The sequence below is a fragment of the Erwinia pyri genome, from assembly GCF_030758455.1.
Taxonomy (GTDB): domain Bacteria; phylum Pseudomonadota; class Gammaproteobacteria; order Enterobacterales; family Enterobacteriaceae; genus Erwinia; species Erwinia pyri.
In genome coordinates this window covers 1,564,893-1,584,461 of sequence record NZ_CP132353.1, presented here as the reverse complement: position 1 = coordinate 1,584,461, position 19,569 = coordinate 1,564,893, and the positions used below count along the sequence as shown (strand labels likewise).

The following is a 19,569-nucleotide window of genomic DNA, read 5'->3' as shown; positions in this document are numbered from 1 at the left end:
CCTGACGGGCATGATGATTCTAATCTTTGTCTATCCGACTGGCGTCTGCGCCCTGCTGCCCTTTGTATTTCGCATCACTGCGGCGGTTATAAGGCCGCGCGGCGGGTCCGGAAAGCGGCTCAAAGCTCAGGGCGCCGATTAACATGCCGGGACGCAACGCCAGCGGCAGCTTACCTGAATTATAGAACTCCAGCACGATTCGGCCCTGCCAGCCGGGATCGATACGGTGCGCCGTGACGTGCACCATCAGCCCCAGACGCGCCAGTGAAGAGCGGCCATCCAGCCAGCCTACCAGATTATCGGGCAGCGTTACGGATTCAAATGTCACCGCCAGCGCCAGCTCGCCGGGATGCAGAAAGAACGCTTCGCCTTCGGGAAGCACGATTTCATCGCTCATTACCCGGTCAAGCGCCGCGCTGACCTCATCTTTCGGGCCGCTGAGATCGATAAAGGCGGCGGTGTGGCCACGGAAGGTTCTGAACTGATTTCCCAGGCGGACATCTACCGTGGCGCCATTAATCCGCTCTACCGGCGGGCGCGGGGTGATGTCGAGCTGGCCATTATCGAGCCAGGCTTCAATATCGCGGTCGCATAATCTCATGAAAAACTCCCTATAAATCGGGTGGTGCCCTGAGGCATTAGGAAGCGCGACGTCCCTGCGCTTCCAGCGCGACTCTGCAGCCCGATGGGGATCGGGCCGCCGTCGGGCTATTCGAAGAATTGGTTAATTTTAGCTTTCAGAATATCGATAGCGATGCGGTTTTTTCCACCACGCGGCACAATAATGTCAGCATACTGTTTGGAAGGCTCGATGAATTGCAAAAACATCGGACGAACCGTTTTCTGGTACTGTACCATTACCGAGTCCATGGAGCGGCCGCGTTCGTTAACGTCACGCTTCATGCGGCGCATTAAACAGATATCCAGCGGCGTGTCGACGAAGATAGAGAAATTCATCTCCTGACGCAGTCTCGCATCGGTCAGCAGCAGAATGCCTTCAAGAATAATCACTTTCTTCGGCTTAAGCTGGATGGTCTGCTCGGTGCGCGTGTGTTCTACATAGCTGTAAACAGGGAGATCGATAGTCTCGCCCGCTTTAACCTTCTGCAAATGTTGCAGCAGCAGGTTATGATCCATGGCGCTGGGATGGTCGTAGTTGGTTTTAACCCGCTCATCCATGGTCAGGTGGCTTTGGTCTTTGTAATACGCATCCTCGGGGATGACGCCGATATTTTCATCGCCGACCCGCTCACGAACTTCGCGATAGAGCGTGCTGGCAATAAGACTTTTTCCCGAGGCAGATGCGCCGGCGATACCTACGATGACGCACTGGTGCGACTTGTCAGTCATAAATTAAAGACCTGATTACTGGTTGTCAGAGACAAAGGAGAGGACGATTTCGCGCGTAATTATAGGGATTTCGGGGGTTTGATGCCAGAGAAAAGCGCGGGAATGCTTTTAGGACTTTCCCGTTAGGCGCGGTTTGCATTGCCCGTTAAACTGCTCTTAATGAGACCAGCTTCACATTTTGAGCAAGGCTTATTCAGCAGGGTGCGCCTCAGGTAATCAAACAATTACCTTTTAGCGCCTTAATAACCCGCTGGCCTGGCTTATCAACACAGTAAAAAGGAAACACGGTGTCCTGGCATATTTTGCATATCCTGACCTATTTCGGCGACAGCATGTTGCTTATCCCCACTGCGGTAATTATGGCTGTTTTAATCAGTTGGAAAAACAGCGACCATCGTGCCGTCTGGTACTGGGCGCTGGCGTTTTGTGCCGCAGGCGCCATCGTCAGCCTCTCTAAAATTGCTTTTCTGGGATTTGGCATCGGCAGCGCTCGCTTCAACTTCACCGGATTTAGTGGTCACAGCGCCATGTCCGCCACCTTATGGCCGGTAATGCTCTGGTTACTCAGCGGCAGACTGACCTCTGCCTGGCGCGGCGTTGCCGTCGCCATTGGCTACCTTATTCCGCTGATGGTGGGCGCTTCCCGTCTGATCCTGAATTACCACTCAAAAAGTGAAGTAATCACCGGTCTGATTCTGGGCTTTACGCTGAGCACGGCTTTCCTGGTGAGCCAGCGCCGTTCCGAACTGAAAGGTTTTTCGACGGGGCAACTCTGTATCGCCCTGCTGTTGCCTCTGCTGCTGCTGGGGCATGGCCGCCTGGCTACAACCCAACAGTTTTTACAGCGACTGTCAGTACAGATTGCCGGTATCGATCATGCCTGGACGCGGGCAGATCTGTTAAAACTGCGCCAGTAGCCTCCTTTTTCCCGCTTTTTTCGGGCGGCTGGCTAAAAGTCAATCGCCCGAACAGCGCTCTCTTTCTGTACTGACTCTCCGAAAGCAAGCAGAAATGGTTATGTTAGCATCACTCAGTAACGTTGATTGCGCCTGCGGTTGAAAGTGACTTCCGGCGCCGTGCTGGATTTGTGAATGACGACTGACACACTGTTTTCTGTAGATCGCTCCTGTCGAACGTGGCTCCTGGCTTTGCTGCCCGGCGTGCTCAGTTTTGCGTTGACGCTGTTCTGCCTGGAAATGATAAAAGTCAGTGGTCAGATATCGCCGCTCTGGTTTTCTACCCCCTTAATGACCATCCTGATTTTTCGTCTGCCTGTGGCCGCTCTGCCACGGGTGCTGTTGAGCTGTTTTACAGGTATTGTTGCAGCTAACGCTCTGATCGTCGGCCCCGCTATTTCGAACATCATTTTCCCGGTAGTGAATCTGCTGCAGGCCCTGCTTGGCGGCGCGCTGTTGCGCACTATGCTCGATCGTAAATCGCCCCTCGACTCGCTGTTGAGCTGGAGCAAAATGATGGTGACGGTGGGTTTGTTTACCCCGCTGCTGGGCGGCCTGCTGGCTACCTGGATCCTGACCATTACCGGACACGCCAGTTTTCGCTTTTTCTCTGTCTGGGTCATCTCTGAAACGATCGGCATGCTGGCACTGGGGCCGGTTTGTCTGCTGTGGAAAAATGACTATTTTCAGCGAGCCGGACATACGCTGTTTGAAACGCTGCTGACGCTGTTTATCACTCTGCTGCTCAGCTACTTCTCTTTACGCTATGCGCCCTGGCCCTTCATCTTTGTGGTGGTCGTGCTGTTTTACAGCGCAGTACGCCTGCCCCGCTTTGAAGCTTTCTGTGTATTTCTTGCCACCCTGTCCCTGATGACGCTGATGCTGGCGCTGGGTCTGCTGGAAGTGCAGACCAGTAAGTTCTGGCCGCTTGCCAGCGCCACGTGGCTCCCTTTTTTGATGGTGCTGATCCCAAGCCATATGATGGCGCTGGTCCTGCACTCTTTCCGCGAAGAGAAAAAGCATATTACGGAGAGTGAGACCCGCTTTCGTCACGCTATGGAATATTCCGCCATCGGGATGGCGCTGGTCTCGCCGGAAGGGAAATGGCTTCAGGTCAACAAATCCTTATGCAAACTGCTGGGCTATCAGGATAAGGAGCTGAAAAAGACCGATTTTCAGCGCCTGACCTACCCCGACGATCTCCATGCTGATTTAGAAAAAGTGAATGCTCTGCTGATGGGCGATATCGAAACCTACAGCATTGAAAAGCGCTATTTCCGCAAAGACAGCCAGATTGTCTGGGCGCGGCTTACCGTGTCGCTGGTCAGGGACAGTGAACAGATGCCGCTCTACTTTATCTCGCAGATTGAAGATATTACCGATCTCAAGAAAACCGAAGAGGTGAACCGTCGCCTGATGCAGCGCATTACCCTGGCGAACGAGGCGGGTGGGATCGGCGTCTGGGAGTGGAGCCTGACCTCCGGCAAGATGAGCTGGGACAAACGCATGTTCCAGATCTACGGCTTACCGGCAAACGGCCAGGCCTCCTATCTGACCTGGGTTAACAGCCTGCTGCCAGCCGACCGGCAGAGGTCTGTTGACGCTTTCGATAACGCCATAAAAACTTCCACGCCGCTCGATCTGGAATTCCGTATTGAGACGGAACAGGGCATTCGCTATATCCGCAGCCAGGCCAATATGGTGCTTAATGAAAAAGGTGGCGTGGAGCGCATGCTGGGCATCAATCAGGATGTGACGCCGATGCGGCAGCTCACCGAAGCGCTCTATGAGGAAAAAGAGCGGATGCACATTACGCTGGATGCTATCGGTGAGGCGGTGATCAGTACCGATGAAGAGATGCGGGTAATCTTTATGAACCCGGTGGCAGAAAGCATGACGGGCTGGACGCAGGAAAAGGCCGCAGGCCAGCCGATTAGCGATATTTTGCAGATAACGCAAGGCAGGAAAGGGCCACCGTTGCAAAGTTCGCTGCTGTGCGAACTGCCGCAGGCTAAATCGACGCCAGCGCTGGAGCATGAGCTGGTGCTGCATAACAGCGTGGGGTTGCAGTACGACATTCACTACAGCATCACGCCGCTGAAAACGCTGGAAGGCAGTAACATTGGCAGCGTGATGGTGATTCAGGACGTCAGCGAATCCCGTGAGCTGATGCGCCGTCTCAGCTACAGCGCCTCGCACGATATGCTCACCAGCCTGCCCAACCGCGTAAGCTTTGAACAGAAGCTGAAAACGCTGCTGGTTTCCGCCGCCGGGCACCACCACCATGCGCTGGTGTTTATCGATCTCGATCGCTTTAAAGCGGTTAACGACACGGCAGGCCATGCCGCGGGCGATGCCCTGTTAAGGGAGATCTCCAGCGTGATGCAGCACCATCTGCGTCGATCCGATTTCCTTGCCCGGCTGGGCGGCGATGAGTTTGGCGTGCTGTTAAGAGATTGCCCGCTGGATAAAGCCCGCGAGGTGACTGACCGCATCGTTGATGCGGTCAATGATTACCGCTTCCTGTGGGATGGACGGCTGCATCGCGTGGGTGCCAGTGCCGGGATAACCCTGATCGACAGCGACAATCACATCGCCAGTGAGGTGATGGCTCAGGCGGATCTGGCGTGCTACAACGCCAAGCATAATGGCCGTGGCCAGCTCTCCGTTTATGACCCGCAGCTGCTAAAAACGCTGAAACCGTTGCTGACTCGTCGGGAAAATGAACAGATTATTACCGGTCAGCCGATGCGGCTGATGGTGTCGGCAGTGGCGCCGCCGCGCAATCCCCACGCCGTCTCTTTTTATCTGGCCGAAATGCAGCTATTCACCCAGGAAGGGATGGAAATTGATGAAGCCAGTTTCCGCGCTGGCCTGACCGATGAAGATCTGATTATTGCGCTCGACAAAAAACTGATCGCCGAGTTCTTCCAGCATTATGCACAAGGCGTACTCAGTAAAGCGCTGACAATCGTGCTGCCGCTCTCTGAGCAGGGAGTGCGTGATAATGCCTTTATCACCGAGACGCTGGCTCAGATTAGCCGCTTTGGTCTGCCGGGCGATCTGCTGCACTTCTCCTTATCCGCCGGGGCCTTGATTGGCGCTGCGGAGCAGGTTCATCATAATCTGGCACGCCTGCGTGAACAGGGCTGCAAGATTGTGCTCACGCATTTTGGCCACAATCTGGATGCGTTCAGTCAGTTACCGGGGGAGCTGATCGACTACCTTAGCCTCGGTCCGGAACTCACGGCTAACGTTCAGGGTAACCTGATGGATGAGATGATGGTCTCGATTCTGCAGGGTCATGCTCAGCGGATGAACATCGCCACCTTTACCGGGCCGGTGGAGCAGCAGGCCGCGCTGAACACCCTCGCCACCATTGGGGTGGATGCCGTCTGGGGCGGAGTTGTCTCGCCGCGTGAGCCGCTGAACACGCTGCTGATCAACAGCTACTTTGCGATTAAATAGATCAGGGTTCTTGCTCTCCTCACGGGCCTGGGCTAAAGTCGCCCCCTTTTTTCCAGCTGAGGGGGATAAATGTTTATTGGCTTTGATTACGGAACAGCAAATTGCTCGGTCGCCATTATGAAGGAAGGCGTGCCTGGCCTGCTGCCGCTGGAGCAAGGCTCCACCCTGTTGCCCTCAATGCTTTGTGCGCCCACTCGTGATGCGGTGAGCGAATGGTTGTTCCGCCATCATCAGGTTCCCACCCCTGAAGCGGAGAACCAGGCGATCCTGCGCCGCGCGCTGGCGCTTAACCGTGAAGAAGACATTGAGGTAACCTCCTCAAGCGTTCAGTTCGGCCTGGCTTCCCTCGCGCAATATATGGCCGATCCTGAAGATGTCTGGTTCGTTAAATCTCCCAAATCTTTCCTCGGCGCCAGCGGACTCAAACCGCAGCAGGTCGCTTTTTTCGAGGATTTGGTCTGCGCCATGATGCTGCATATTCGCCAGAAGGCGGAGCAGCATCTGAACGAGAGCATCACCCAGGCGGTGATTGGCCGTCCCATTAACTTCCAGGGACTGGGTGGGGACGAGGCAAACCGTCAGGCGCAGGGAATTCTGGCTCGTGCAGCGAGCCGGGCTGGATTTAAAGAGGTGGAATTTCAGTTCGAACCTGTTGCAGCCGGACTGGAATTTGAAGCGACGCTCTCGGCGGAAACCCGCGTGCTGGTGGTTGATATCGGCGGCGGTACCACCGACTGCTCCATGTTGTTGATGGGGCCGCAATGGCACGATAAATCGGATCGTAACGCCAGCCTGCTGGGCCACAGCGGCTGCCGCGTCGGCGGAAACGACCTGGATATCATGCTGGCCTTTAAAGAGCTGATGCCGCTATTGGGGCTGGGTGGCGCAACGGGCAAAGGCATCGCCCTGCCGGCACTGCCGTGGTGGAACGCCGTAGCCATCAACGATGTTCCGGCGCAAAGCGACTTTTATGCTGCCGCCAGCAAAAAGCTGCTGATGGATCTGATCCGTGATGCGCAGGAACCTGAAAAGGTGAAGCGGCTGCTGAAAGTGTGGCAGCAGCGCCTGGGTTACCGCCTGGTGCGCGCCGCAGAAGAGAGCAAAATTGCCCTCTCCGAACAGGCAGAGGTGACCACTGCGCTGAACTTTATTGAGCAGGCGCTGGATACGGATATCAGCGTGGCGGGCCTGGAAGCGGCCATCGCACAGCCGTTAGAGCGGATCCAGGAGCAGGTCAGACTGGCTCTGGACGCCAGCGGCACGCGCCCGGACGTCATCTATCTGACCGGCGGCAGCGCACGTTCGCCGGTGCTGCGCCAGGCGTTGCAGCAGCAGTTACCTGACATCCCGCTGGCCAGTGGCGATGATTTTGGTTCCGTTACCGCCGGGCTGGCACGCTGGGCACAGGTGATGTTCCGCTAACGGCAGGCTGGGTAGTAGCTGTCGCACGGCTAAAGGGGGAGAAGTAAGGGATTAGCGTATTGCGCCTCGTTCAGAGGCGCAATACAGGTACGGCAAGAAACGCAATTTACCCCTGACCCGAAGCGCAACTTAACCTCAGTCAGAGGCGCAAACTGCCGGATCAGTAGCTGCTGGCTTCAGAGAGAACGCGAATATCTTCATCGCTAAGGGTTAGCGAAGCCGCTTTAGTGAGTTCATCCAGCTGTGCCAGCGACGTCACGCTGACAATCGGCGCGGTGATGCTGGGACGGGCAATTTGCCAGGCCAGCGCAACCTGAGTGGGCGTGGCGCTGTTAGCTTCCGCCACCTGGTCCAATGCGGCAAGGATCTGCAATCCTCGTTTATTCAGGTATTTCTCTACCACGCCCTCGCCGCGTTTACTCTTGCTGGCGTCTTCTCTGGTACGGTATTTACCGCTCAGGAAACCGCTGGCGAGCGAATAGTAGTTAATCACCCCAAGTCCCTGCTCTTCGGCTACCTGCTCCAGCCCGCTTTCATACTCTTCACGATCGTAAAGATTGTACTCTGGCTGCAGCGTCTCATAACGGGCCAGCCCCTGCTCTTCGCTGATTTTCAGCGCTTCGCCAAGCCGCTCTGCGGAGTAATTAGAAGCCCCAATCGCCCGAACCTTGCCCTCTTTGATCAGCGCATCAAACGTCTCAAGCGTTGCCTGCAGGGGCGTCTCCTGGTCATCACGGTGAGCCTGATAGAGATCGATAGTCTCTGTTTGCAGTCGGCGTAAAGAGTCCTCCACTGCCTGACGAATATAAGCAGGAGCCAGCCCCGTTTTACCCGGCCCCATCTCTATTCCAACTTTGGTAGCGAGCACGATTTTGTCGCGTTTACCGCTCTGCTTCAGCCAGTTGCCGATGATGGTTTCCGATTCCCCGCCCTGATTTCCCGGCGCCCAGCGCGAATAGACATCGGCGGTATCAATAAAATAGAGCCCTTTTTCCACCAGCGCATCCAGCAGGGAAAAAGAGGTTTTCTGATCGACGGTCCAGCCAAACACGTTGCCGCCAAAGGTCAGCCTGGGAACCTGAATACCAGTACGGCCCAGCGAGCGATGATCTGATTGACTCATTATTCTCTCCTTATTAAAACGTTTGACTACATTGACTTTTAGCGTAGCAAACAGCCTTGCCCCTGCTTCGTTGATTTGTGGCAAAAGATGTGCAGGACAGGAATACTTACACCCGCTGAACGGTTATCCTTATTTCCTTCACTTTTGCAGGTTATACATTCGCTAAAATGAACGCTTTAGGGGCCATCCCCTTTCAGGCCCTTGTGGATCCATTTATTGCTACCGGAGAGCTATTAACAAGATGAATGCTCAGCGCCGTTCCAAAAAAATCTTGCCCGTTCTGATTATCGTTGCGCTTGTGGCAGGCGGCGGTTACTGGTGGTACAGCAGCCACGGCACCACAGCGCCTGGTGCGGCAGCGCAGCCCGCTAAATCCACCGGCGGCAAAGGCGGAGGACGGCATGGTGCCACCGGCGCACCGGCCCCGGTTCAGGCCGCAGAAGCGGCACGGCAGAGCGTGCCGCAATACCTTTCCGGCCTGGGGACGGTCACCGCCGCGAATACCGTGACGCTGCGCAGCCGGGTTGATGGCGATCTGATCGCCCTGCACTTTACCGAAGGGCAGGAGGTCAAAGCGGGGCAGCTTCTTGCAGAGATTGACCCCCGTCCCTATCAGGTAGCATTAACTCAGGCTCAGGGGCAGCTGGCGAAAGACCGGGCGACGCTCTCTAACGCCCGCCGTGATCTGGCCCGTTTTGAAAAGCTGGCGAAAACCAATCTTGTCTCACAGCAGGAGATGGATACCCAGCGCTCGCTGGTCGATGAGACGCTGGGTACCCTCAAGGCTGATGAGGGCAGCGTAGCGAGCGCAGAGCTTAACCTTACCTACAGCCGCGTGACGGCCCCCATCTCTGGCCGCGTCGGGCTTAAGCAGGTCGATGTGGGTAATTACATTACCAGCGGTGATACTACCGGCATCGTGGTGATCACTCAGACGCACCCGATCGACCTGGTCTTCAGCCTGCCGGAAAATAGCATCAGCACTATTTTAGCGGCGCAAAAGAGCGGTCAGCCGATCCCGGTTGAAGCCTGGGATCGCAGCAATAAAACGCTGCTGACCAGCGGCACGCTGCTCAGCATGGATAACCAGATTGATGTCACCACCGGCACTGTGAAGCTGAAAGCGCGCTTCGGCAATGACGACGATATGTTGTTCCCTAACCAGTTTGTTAATGCCCGCCTCAAGGTCAACACCCTGCAGGACGCCATCGTTATTCCTGCTGCGGCGCTGCAGATGGGCAACGAAGGCAATTTTGTCTGGGTGGTGAACGCCGAGAATAAAGTGAGCAAGAAGCTGATTACCACAGGGCTACAGGACAGCCAGAAAATTGTGGTAACCGCCGGGCTTGATGCAGGCGAACGCGTGGTCACCGACGGAATCGATCGTCTGACCGAAGGGGCGAAAGTGGAGGTGGTTGCGCCGCAGGCGACGCCGCTCACCTCGGGCAAAAGCGCCCTGCCTTCTAAAGGAGCCAGCTCCTGATGCAGGTCATGCCCCCGAACGCCAGCGGCGGGCCTTCCCGCCAGTTTATCCTTCGTCCTGTCGCCACCACACTGCTGATGGTGGCGATCCTGCTTGCCGGTATTTTGGGCTATCGCGCCCTGCCCGTCTCTGCCCTGCCGGAAGTGGACTACCCCACCATTCAGGTGGTCACGCTCTATCCCGGCGCCAGCCCGGATGTGGTCACGTCGTCGATAACCGCGCCGCTTGAGCGCCAGTTCGGACAGATGTCCGGCCTGAAGCAGATGTCGTCGCAAAGTTCCGGCGGCGCGTCCGTGGTCACCCTGCAATTCCAGCTCACGCTGCCGCTCGACGTCGCCGAGCAGGAAGTGCAGGCGGCGATCAATGCCGCAACCAACCTGCTGCCCTCAGATTTACCTAATCCACCGGTCTACAGCAAAGTGAACCCGGCGGATCCGCCCATCATGACGCTGGCCGTCACCACCACCAGCATGCCAATGACCCAGGTAGAGGATATGGTGGAAACCCGCGTGGCGCAGAAGATCTCGCAGGTCTCCGGCGTGGGCCTTGTGACGCTGGCGGGTGGGCAGCGGCCTGCGGTCCGGGTGAAGCTGAATGCCGAGGCGCTGGCCGCGCTGAATCTGGACAGCGAAACCGTGCGCACCGCTATCAGCAATGCGAACGTGAATTCGGCTAAAGGCAGCCTTGACGGCCCCGAACGTTCCATTACCCTCTCCGCCAACGATCAGATGAAATCCGCCGAGGATTACCGCCAGCTGATCGTCTCTTATCAGAACGGTTCGCCGGTGCGGCTGCGTGATGTGGCAACGGTGGAACAGGGTGCGGAAAACAGCTGGCTGGGCGCCTGGGCGAATCGCCAGCCCGCCATTGTGCTGAATATCCAGCGCCAGCCGGGTGCTAATATCATCACCACGGCTGACAGTATCCGGCAAATGCTGCCTGCGCTGACCGCCACGCTGCCAAAATCAGTGGATGTGAAGGTGCTGACCGACCGTACCACCAATATTCGCGCCTCCGTTCACGACGTTCAGTTTGAGCTGATGCTGGCTATCGCACTGGTGGTGATGATCATCTACCTGTTCCTGCGCAACGTTCCGGCCACGATCATTCCTGCGGTTGCGGTTCCCCTGTCGCTGGTAGGCACATTCGCCGTGATCTATTTTCTCGGTTTTTCGATTAATAACCTCACGCTGATGGCACTGACCATCGCCACCGGTTTCGTGGTGGATGATGCAATTGTGGTGATCGAGAATATTTCGCGCTATATCGAGAAAGGGGAGAAGCCGCTGGCGGCGGCGCTGAAAGGGGCAGGCGAGATTGGCTTCACGATTATTTCTCTGACCTTTTCGCTGATCGCCGTGCTGATCCCGCTGCTGTTTATGGGCGATATTGTTGGCCGTCTGTTCCGTGAATTCGCCGTCACGCTGGCGATCTCTATTCTGATCTCCGCCGTGGTCTCGCTGACGCTGACGCCGATGATGTGTGCCCGCATGCTGAGCGCCGAGTCGCTGCGCAAGCAGAACCGGTTCTCCCGCGCCAGCGAAGCGATGTTCGATCGCATTATTGCGGGTTACGGTCATTTTCTGCGTCGGGTGCTGAACCATCCCTGGCTGACGCTGGGCGTGGCGCTGGGCACGCTGGCTGTCACCGTGCTGCTGTGGATCGCTATTCCTAAAGGTTTTTTCCCGCTGCAGGATAACGGCATCATTCAGGGCACGCTTCAGGCGCCGCAGTCCGTCTCCTATGCCAATATGGCGCAGCGGCAGCAGCAGGTTGCCTCGGTGATCATGAAAGATCCTGCCGTGCAGAGCCTGACTTCGTTTGTCGGCGTGGATGGCACTAATCCGGCGCTGAACAGCGGTCGGCTACAAATTTCTCTTAAACCGCTGAGCGAACGGGACGATCGCATTCCGGTGGTGATCGACAGGCTGCAGGCGGCTGTGGCAAAAATGCCCGGCGTGAATCTCTATCTTCAGCCGGTGCAGGATTTAACTATCGATACTCAGCTAAGCCGTACGCAGTATCAGTTCACGCTGCAGGCCGGTTCGCTGGAGTCGTTGAGCCTGTGGGTGCCGAAGCTGATGACCCAGCTTGCCACCCTGCCGCAACTGAAAGATGTCAGTAGCGACTGGCAGGACCAGGGGCTGGAAGCCTATATCAAGGTTGATCGCGACAATGCCAGTAGGCTGGGTATTTCGATGGCCGATGTCGATAACGCGCTCTACAACGCCTTTGGTCAGCGGCTGATCTCCACCATCTACACCCAGGCCAATCAGTACCGCGTGGTACTGGAAAACGATACCTCTGCCACCCCCGGGCTGGCCGGGCTGGGGAGCATTCGCCTGAACAGCAGCAGCGGCGGCGTGGTGCCGCTGAGCGCTATCGCCACCGTTGAGCAGCGCTATGGCGCGATGAGCATCAACCATCTCGACCAGTTCCCCTCCACCACCTTCTCGTTCAACGTCAGCGACGGTTACTCGCTGGAGGAAGCGGTGAATGCTATCAGCGGCGCTGAACAGGATCTGGCTATGCCGTCGGAAATCATGACCCAGTTCCAGGGCAGTACGCTGGCGTTTCAGGCGGCGCTGTCGGGTACCGTCTGGCTGATAGTCGCGGCGATCGTGGCGATGTATATCGTACTTGGCGTGCTGTACGAGAGCTTTATTCATCCGATTACCATTCTTTCCACCCTGCCCACTGCTGGCGTGGGCGCGTTGCTGGCCCTGATGCTCAGCGGCAATGAGCTGGATGTTATCGCTATCATCGGCATCATCCTGCTGATTGGCATCGTGAAGAAAAACGCCATCATGATGATCGACTTTGCGCTGGCGGCGGAACGTGAACAGGGAATGTCGCCTTATGACGCCATTTATCAGGCCTGCCTGCTGCGCTTCAGGCCGATACTGATGACCACGCTGGCCGCCCTGCTGGGCGCGCTGCCGCTGATGCTGAGCAGCGGCGTGGGCGCAGAGCTGCGACATCCGCTGGGTGTGGCGATGGTAGGCGGGCTGGTGGTCAGCCAGGTACTGACGCTGTTTACTACCCCGGTTATCTACCTGCTGTTTGACCGTCTGGCCCATGCCACCCGCCGTCGATTTAAGCAGGAGGAGGCGTAGTGAAGTTTTTTGCGCTGTTTATTCATCGCCCGGTGGCGACGATCCTGTTAACGGTTGCCATCCTGCTGGCGGGCATCCTCGGCTTCCGGCTGTTGCCGGTGGCGCCCCTGCCGCAGGTGGACTTCCCGGTGATCCTGATCAGCGCCTCGCTGCCGGGCGCTTCCCCTGAAACCATGGCCTCTTCCGTGGCCACCCCGCTGGAGCGCTCGTTAGGCCGTATTGCCGGGGTCAGCGAAATGACCTCTACCAGCTCGCTCGGCAGCACGCGCATCATCCTGGTTTTTGATTATGACCGGGATATTAACGGCGCGGCACGGGATGTTCAGGGCGCTATCAATGCAGCGCAGAGTCTGCTTCCCAGCGGTATGCCCAGCCGGCCCACCTATCGGAAGATCAACCCGTCTGACGCGCCGATCATGATTATGACGCTGACCTCCGATACCTATTCGCCGGGTCAGCTGTACGATTACGCCTCGACGCAGCTGGCGCAAAAGCTGTCGCAAATCGACGGCGTGGGCGACGTCACCATTGGCGGCAGTTCGCTGCCTGCGGTGCGGGTGAACCTTAACCCGCAGGCATTATTCAACCAGGGCGTGTCGCTTGATGATGTCCGCCAGACCATTTCCAACGCTAACCAGCGCAGGCCGCAGGGTGCCATTGAGGATCGCTCGCAGCGCTGGCAGCTGAAAACCAACGACGAGCTGCAAACCGCGGCGGACTATCAGCCGCTGATTGTGCATTACAACGCGGGGGCAGCCGTGCGGTTGCAGGATGTGGCGACGGTTACCGACTCGGTTCAGGACGTGCGCAATGCGGGGATGGCCAACGCCAAACCGGCCATTCTGGTGCTGATCCGTAAGCTGCCGGAAGCGAACATTATCGATACCGTTGATCGCATCCGTGCCGAGGTGCCGGAGCTTAACAACATTATTCCGGCCTCGATTCATCTTAATGTGGCGCAGGACCGATCGCCCACCATCCGCGCCTCGCTGGCGGAAGTGGAGCAGTCGCTGGCGATCTCTGTCGGGCTGGTTATTCTGGTGGTGTTCGCTTTCCTGCGCTCCGGCCGCGCCACGCTGATCCCGGCGGTAGCGGTTCCCGTTTCGCTGATTGGCACCTTTGCCGCCATGTATCTGTGCGGCTTCAGCCTGAATAACCTGTCGCTGATGGCGCTCACCGTCGCCACCGGATTTGTGGTGGACGATGCGATTGTGGTGCTGGAGAATATCTCGCGGCACGTCGAAGCGGGCATGAAGCCGTTGCAGGCCTCGCTACAGGGCGTGCGGGAGGTGGGCTTTACGGTGCTCTCCATGAGCCTGTCGCTGGTGGCCGTCTTCCTGCCGCTGCTGATGCTCGGCGGGCTGGTTGGGCGGTTCTTTAAGGAGTTTGCCCTGACGCTCTCCGTCTCGATCGTGATTTCACTGATCGTCTCCGTCACGCTGACGCCGATGATGTGTGCAAGGCTGTTACGCACGCAGCCACAGCGTCAGCAACCCCGCATCCGGGGATTTGGCAAAGTGCTGATGGCGATCCAGCAGGGGTATGGACGTTCACTGAACTGGGTACTTAACCACTCGCGCTGGACGCTACTGGTGTTCCTCGCCACTATCGGCCTGACGATCTACCTCTATATTTCGATCCCGAAAACCTTTATGCCGGAGCAGGATACCGGCAGGCTGATGGGCTCTATTCAGGCAGATCAGAGCATCTCCTTCCAGGCGATGCGCGGCAAGCTGGAAGATTTCATGAAAATTGTGCGCGACGATCCGGCGGTGGAGAGCGTGGTAGGGTTCACCGGCGGTTCGCGGACCAACAGCGGCTCGATGTTTATTTCTCTGAAGCCGCTGAGCGAGCGCAGCGAGACGGCGCAGGAGGTCATCGCCCGCCTGCGTAGCAAACTGGCGAAAGAGCCGGGGGCAAATCTTTATCTGATGGCGGTGCAGGATTTGCGGGTGGGCGGCCGGGAGTCCAATGCGGGCTATCAGTACACGCTGCTTTCCGACAACCTGGACGATTTACGCCAGTGGGAACCGAAAATTCGTCAGGCGTTTTCTGCCCTGCCGGAGCTGGCGGACGTCAACTCCGATCAGCAGGACAAAGGCTCCGAAATGGCGCTGATCTACGATCGCGAAAGCATGGCGCGGCTGGGGATAGACGTGGCGGCGGCCAATGCCCTGCTGAACAATGCTTTCGGCCAGCGGCAGATCTCCACCATCTATCAGCCGCTTAATCAGTACAAAGTGGTAATGGAAGTGGACCCGCGCTATACCCAGGATATCAGCTCGCTCGATTTGATGTATGTGGTCAACAGTGACGGCAAGGCGATCCCTCTCTCGTGGTTCGCCCACTGGCAGCCCGCCAACTCACCGCTTTCGGTGAATCATCAGGGATTGTCCGCCGCGTCCACCATCTCCTTTAACCTGCCGGAAGGCGTGTCGCTGTCGCAGGCTTCTGCTGCCATCGACCGCAGTATGACCGCGCTGGGGGTGCCGCTTACCGTGCGCGGCAGTTTTGCCGGTACGGCGCAGGCCTTCCAGCAGAGCCAGAACAGCCAGGTCTGGTTAATTATTGCTGCCATTGCCACGGTCTATATCGTGCTGGGGATCCTCTACGAGAGCTATGTTCATCCACTGACTATCCTCTCCACCCTGCCCTCGGCGGGCGTGGGCGCGCTGCTGGCGCTGGAGCTGTTCAGCGCGCCGTTCAGCCTGATCGCGCTGATAGGGATCCTGCTGCTGATCGGCATTGTGAAGAAAAACGCCATCATGATGGTGGACTTCGCGCTGGAAGCGCAGCGAAACGGCAATCTCACGGCGCGGGAAGCGATTTTCCAGGCCAGCCTGCTGCGTTTCCGGCCCATTATGATGACCACGCTGGCGGCGCTGCTGGGCGCACTGCCGCTGGTGCTGACTTCCGGTGACGGTGCGGAACTGCGGCAGCCGCTGGGGATCACCATCGTCGGAGGGCTGGTGATGAGCCAGCTGCTGACGCTCTACACCACGCCGGTGGTTTATCTCTACATGGATAAACTGCGCCGCAGGCCGCGCCAGGAGCCGGTAAAGATATGAATACGCTTCCCTCCACCGTTCGCTGGCAGCTGTGGATTGTCGCCATTGGCTTTTTCATGCAGGCGCTGGATACCACCATCGTGAATACGGCCCTGCCGTCGATGGCGGTGAGCCTGCATGAGAATCCGCTGCATATGCATTCAGTCATAGTGTCATACGTGCTGACGGTGGCGGTGATGCTGCCGGTGAGCGGCTGGCTGGCGGATCGGTTTGGCGTGCGAAATATCTTCTTCAGCGCCATCATCCTGTTCAGCACAGGCTCGCTGTTTTGTTCGCTAGCCACTTCGCTGGATCAGCTGATCCTGGCTCGCGTGGTTCAGGGCATTGGCGGCGCAATGATGGTGCCGGTGGGACGGCTAACGGTGATGAAGCTGGTGCCCCGTGAACAGTATATGGCCGCGATGGCTTTTGTGACGCTGCCCGGTCAGGTGGGTCCGCTGCTGGGGCCGGTATTGGGCGGCGTGCTGGTGGAGTACGCCAGCTGGCACTGGATCTTTCTGATCAATATTCCGGTAGGGATTATCGGTGCCATCGCCACCCTGATGCTGATGCCCAATCTGAGCCTGGCGCCCCGCCGTTTCGATTTTATCGGCTTCCTGCTGCTGGCCGCCGGTATGGCTACCCTGACGCTGGCGCTGGATGGTCAGCGCGGGTCAGGCGGCTCGCCGCTGCTGCTGTGCCTGTTTATTCTGGTGGGCATTTTCTCGCTGCTCTTCTATCTGATGCACGCCAGGGGTAACGAGAACGCCCTGTTCAGCCTGAAGCTGTTTGATAACCGAATTTATTCTCTAGGGCTGCTGGGCAGCTTCACCGGACGCATCGGCAGCGGCATGCTGCCGTTTATGACGCCGATATTTCTGCAGGTCGGGATGGGTTTCAGCCCTTTTCATGCGGGACTGATGATGATCCCGATGGTGCTGGGCAATATGGGCATGAAACGCATTGTGGTGCAGATCGTTAACCGTTTTGGCTATCGCAATGTGCTGGTGGGTGCCACTCTCAGTCTGGCGCTGGTGGTGCTTTTGTTCCCACTCGTGGCGATACTGGGCTGGTATTACCTGCTGCCGGTGGTGCTGTTCCTGCAGGGCATGGTAAACGCCATCCGCTTCTCCTCCATGAATACGCTGACGCTGAAAGAGTTGCCCGATGCGTTAGCCAGCAGCGGCAACAGCCTGCTGTCGATGATCATGCAGCTCTCCATGAGTATCGGCGTCACCGTGGCGGGCCTGTTGCTGGGCACCTTCGGACACCAGACGCTGGCCGACAGCCCGGCGGTACACCAGGCCTTTATCTCTACCTATTTCTGCATGGCGGTGGTGATTGCTCTGCCTGCGCTGGTGTTCTGGCGGGTGCCGGAAGTGAGTAAAAACGTTGTGCTGAGCCGTAAAAGGAGAGGTTAATGTTAGCTAAATTGCGTATCGGCATTACCGCCAAGCTGTTCGCGGCAATTTTCTCCACCTGCATGCTGGTGCTGATCACCATGCACTGGGGCGTGCGGCTCAGCTTTGAACACGGTTTTATCGACTACATCAAAAAAGGCAACGAGCAGCGGCTGGTGATGCTCAGCGATGCGCTGTCAGATCAGTATGAACAGCACGGTAACTGGGATTTTTTGCGCCACAACAACAAGCTGGTCTTTCAGATCCTGCATTCGCTGGAGCAGAACCCGGACTCCAGCTCGCAGCTTCCGCCCCACGGCTGGCGCACGCAGTTCTGGATTATCGATCAGCAGTATCATGTGATGATCGGCCCGCGTGGCCCGGTGCCGCCTGAAGGCTCACGGCGAAACATCACCACCAGCAACGGGCGCATTGTGGGGTGGGTCATTGGCTCGCCGCCTGAACGCCTTACCCGCAGCGCGGACATCAATTTCGACCAGCAGCAAAAGCGCACCAGCTGGATCATTGTTGGGCTGACCATGCTGCTGGCCGCGCTGGTCACCTGGCTGATGTCTCGTGGCCTGCTTGCGCCGGTTAAACGGCTGGTTGAAGGAACGCATCATCTCGCCGCCGGGGATTTCACCAGTCGGGTAGAGGCCAACAGCCGTGACGAACTGGGCAGGCTGGCGCAGGACTTTAACCGCCTTGCCAGTACGCTGGAGAAAAATGAGAGCATGCGCCGCGCCTTTATGGCCGATATCTCGCATGAGCTGCGTACGCCGCTGGCGATCCTGCGGGGCGAGCTGGAAGCGATTCAGGATGGGGTACGTAAACTGACGCCCGAATCCATTGTCTCGCTGCAGGGGGAAGTGAGCACGCTGACCAAGCTGGTGGATGACGTTCATCAGCTTTCATTATCTGACGAGGGCGCCCTCGCCTATCGCAAAAGCAACACCGATTTGGTGCCGCTGCTGGAGCTGGTCGCCAGCAACTTTAACGGCCGCTATCAGAGCCGCGGGCTGTGGCTTAATTTAACGCTACCGGAGCAGGCGCCGCTGTTTGGCGATCCCGACAGGTTGATGCAGCTTTTTACCAATCTGATGGAAAACAGCCTGCGCTACACCGATGCCGGAGGGGGGCTGACGGTTACCGTAGTGTCACATCCGGACCAGCAGATTATTTATTTCGACGATACCAGCCCGGGCATAACGGATGACCAGCGCCAGCAAATCTTCGAACGCTTTTACCGCGCCGAAAGCTCGCGCAATCGTGCCAGCGGCGGCTCCGGACTTGGGCTGGCCATTTGTCAGAATATTGTGGAAGCGCACGACGGCACCATTGTTGCGGATCACTCCGATGCCGGCGGCCTGAAAATTACGGTACACTTACCCTGCAAAACCAACTAACGAGGTATGTCACCTCCAGTTAAAGATGAGTGTTATGGATCAGGAAACGCTTGCCCCGCTGATTTTAGTGGTTGAAGACGAACCCAAACTCGGCCAGCTGCTGGTTGATTATCTCCAGGCGGCCAACTACCGTACCCATCATCTCCTGCGCGGCGATGAAGTACTGGAGTGGGTTAAACAGACCCCGCCAGATATGATCCTGCTGGATCTGATGCTGCCCGGCATGGATGGGCTTTCGCTGTGCCGTGAAATCAGGCGCTTCTCCGAGCTGCCGATCGTGATGGTCACCGCTAAAACGGAAGAGATTGACCGCCTGCTGGGGCTGGAAATTGGCGCGGATGACTACATCTGCAAGCCCTTCAGCCCGCGGGAAGTGGTAGCCAGGGTGAAAACCATTTTAAAACGCTGCCAGCGCACGCCTGAAGAGGCGCAGAAAGCCTCCCTGCTGGTGATTGACGAGAGCCGTTTTCAGGCCAGCTGGGACGACGGCCCGCTGGATCTGACCCCAGCAGAATTCCGTCTGCTGAAAACGCTGGCCCAGGAGCCGGGTAAAGTCTTCTCGCGGGAGATGCTGCTGAATCATCTTTATGATGATTATCGCGTGGTGACTGACCGCACCATCGACAGCCATATTAAAAACCTGCGGCGGAAGCTGGAGCTGCTCGATGCCGATCAGCCTTTTATCCGCGCGGTCTACGGCATGGGTTATCGCTGGGAAGCTGACGTCTGTCGTTTGATCTAGCGCAATTTACATTCTCCGCCACAGCTTTTACAATCTCCGCACTCTTTGTAAGGCCG

General features: G+C 57.5%; 12 protein-coding genes. 9 read left to right on the top strand and 3 right to left on the bottom strand.

Annotated elements, in window-relative coordinates:
• Nucleotides 1–19: 19 nt before the first annotated feature.
• Both dcd and udk read right to left on the bottom strand, forming a co-directional pair.
• A complete protein-coding gene (gene dcd / locus Q3V30_RS07315; RefSeq protein WP_306211826.1) occupies nucleotides 20–601 on the bottom strand; it encodes a dCTP deaminase in 582 nt (193 codons plus the stop codon).
• Between the two features lie 107 nt (nucleotides 602–708).
• Nucleotides 709–1,350, bottom strand: coding sequence for a uridine kinase (udk, locus tag Q3V30_RS07310; RefSeq protein ID WP_306211824.1), 642 nt, complete (start codon nucleotides 1,348–1,350; stop codon nucleotides 709–711).
• 287 nt (nucleotides 1,351–1,637) lie between these two features.
• Here udk and Q3V30_RS07305 point away from each other — a divergent pair, with 287 nt between their 5' ends.
• From Q3V30_RS07305 to yegD, 3 genes are all read left to right on the top strand, one after another.
• Nucleotides 1,638–2,267, top strand: coding sequence for a phosphatase PAP2 family protein (locus Q3V30_RS07305; RefSeq protein ID WP_306211821.1), 630 nt, complete (start codon nucleotides 1,638–1,640; stop codon nucleotides 2,265–2,267).
• Nucleotides 2,268–2,441: 174 nt separating this feature from the next.
• Nucleotides 2,442–5,774, top strand: coding sequence for a diguanylate cyclase (locus Q3V30_RS07300; RefSeq protein ID WP_306211819.1), 3,333 nt, complete (start codon nucleotides 2,442–2,444; stop codon nucleotides 5,772–5,774).
• A gap of 69 nt (nucleotides 5,775–5,843) precedes the next feature.
• Nucleotides 5,844–7,196 carry a molecular chaperone gene (yegD, locus tag Q3V30_RS07295; RefSeq protein ID WP_306211817.1) on the top strand — a complete coding sequence of 451 codons (1,353 nt, stop codon included), beginning with the start codon at nucleotides 5,844–5,846 and terminating at the stop codon, nucleotides 7,194–7,196.
• A 160-nt stretch (nucleotides 7,197–7,356) separates the two neighbouring features.
• Here yegD and Q3V30_RS07290 read toward each other — a convergent pair whose 3' ends face one another.
• Nucleotides 7,357–8,319: an aldo/keto reductase gene (locus Q3V30_RS07290; RefSeq protein ID WP_306211815.1), complete on the bottom strand. Its 963-nt coding sequence runs from the start codon at nucleotides 8,317–8,319 to the stop codon at nucleotides 7,357–7,359.
• Between the two features lie 241 nt (nucleotides 8,320–8,560).
• Here Q3V30_RS07290 and Q3V30_RS07285 point away from each other — a divergent pair, with 241 nt between their 5' ends.
• From Q3V30_RS07285 to baeR, 6 genes are read left to right on the top strand one after another with little or no spacing between them, the layout of a single operon-like run.
• A complete protein-coding gene (locus tag Q3V30_RS07285; protein ID WP_306211813.1) occupies nucleotides 8,561–9,802 on the top strand; it encodes an MdtA/MuxA family multidrug efflux RND transporter periplasmic adaptor subunit in 1,242 nt (413 codons plus the stop codon).
• Nucleotides 9,802–12,918, top strand: coding sequence for an MdtB/MuxB family multidrug efflux RND transporter permease subunit (locus tag Q3V30_RS07280; protein ID WP_306211811.1), 3,117 nt, complete (start codon nucleotides 9,802–9,804; stop codon nucleotides 12,916–12,918). The genes Q3V30_RS07285 and Q3V30_RS07280 overlap by 1 nt, the downstream gene beginning before the upstream one ends.
• Complete coding sequence (gene mdtC / locus Q3V30_RS07275) at nucleotides 12,918–15,986, top strand: multidrug efflux RND transporter permease subunit MdtC (RefSeq protein ID WP_306211809.1); 3,069 nt, start codon at nucleotides 12,918–12,920, stop codon at nucleotides 15,984–15,986. Before Q3V30_RS07280 ends, mdtC begins: the two co-directional genes overlap by 1 nt.
• Complete coding sequence (gene mdtD / locus Q3V30_RS07270; protein ID WP_306211808.1) at nucleotides 15,983–17,386, top strand: MFS transporter; 1,404 nt, start codon at nucleotides 15,983–15,985, stop codon at nucleotides 17,384–17,386. The genes mdtC and mdtD overlap by 4 nt, the downstream gene beginning before the upstream one ends.
• Nucleotides 17,386–18,771 (top strand): envelope stress sensor histidine kinase BaeS, encoded by a 1,386-nt coding sequence (gene baeS, locus Q3V30_RS07265; protein WP_306211806.1) that lies wholly within the window; start codon nucleotides 17,386–17,388, stop codon nucleotides 18,769–18,771. The genes mdtD and baeS overlap by 1 nt, the downstream gene beginning before the upstream one ends.
• Nucleotides 18,772–18,805: 34 nt before the next feature.
• Complete coding sequence (baeR, locus tag Q3V30_RS07260; protein ID WP_306211804.1) at nucleotides 18,806–19,513, top strand: envelope stress response regulator BaeR; 708 nt, start codon at nucleotides 18,806–18,808, stop codon at nucleotides 19,511–19,513.
• Nucleotides 19,514–19,569: the final 56 nt, after the last annotated feature.

Bases quoted from the DNA above. Each gene is read 5' to 3' on its own strand.
- dcd (WP_306211826.1), bottom strand. From the start codon at position 601: ATGAGATTATGCGACCGCGATATTGAAGCCTGGCTCGATAATGGCCAG.
- Q3V30_RS07280 (WP_306211811.1), top strand. From the start codon at position 9,802: ATGCAGGTCATGCCCCCGAACGCCAGCGGCGGGCCTTCCCGCCAGTTT.
- Q3V30_RS07300 (WP_306211819.1), top strand. From the start codon at position 2,442: ATGACGACTGACACACTGTTTTCTGTAGATCGCTCCTGTCGAACGTGG.
- Q3V30_RS07285 (WP_306211813.1), top strand. From the start codon at position 8,561: ATGAATGCTCAGCGCCGTTCCAAAAAAATCTTGCCCGTTCTGATTATC.
- baeR (WP_306211804.1), top strand. From the start codon at position 18,806: ATGGATCAGGAAACGCTTGCCCCGCTGATTTTAGTGGTTGAAGACGAA.
- yegD (WP_306211817.1), top strand. From the start codon at position 5,844: ATGTTTATTGGCTTTGATTACGGAACAGCAAATTGCTCGGTCGCCATT.
- baeS (WP_306211806.1), top strand. From the start codon at position 17,386: ATGTTAGCTAAATTGCGTATCGGCATTACCGCCAAGCTGTTCGCGGCA.
- mdtD (WP_306211808.1), top strand. From the start codon at position 15,983: ATGAATACGCTTCCCTCCACCGTTCGCTGGCAGCTGTGGATTGTCGCC.
- Q3V30_RS07290 (WP_306211815.1), bottom strand. From the start codon at position 8,319: ATGAGTCAATCAGATCATCGCTCGCTGGGCCGTACTGGTATTCAGGTT.
- udk (WP_306211824.1), bottom strand. From the start codon at position 1,350: ATGACTGACAAGTCGCACCAGTGCGTCATCGTAGGTATCGCCGGCGCA.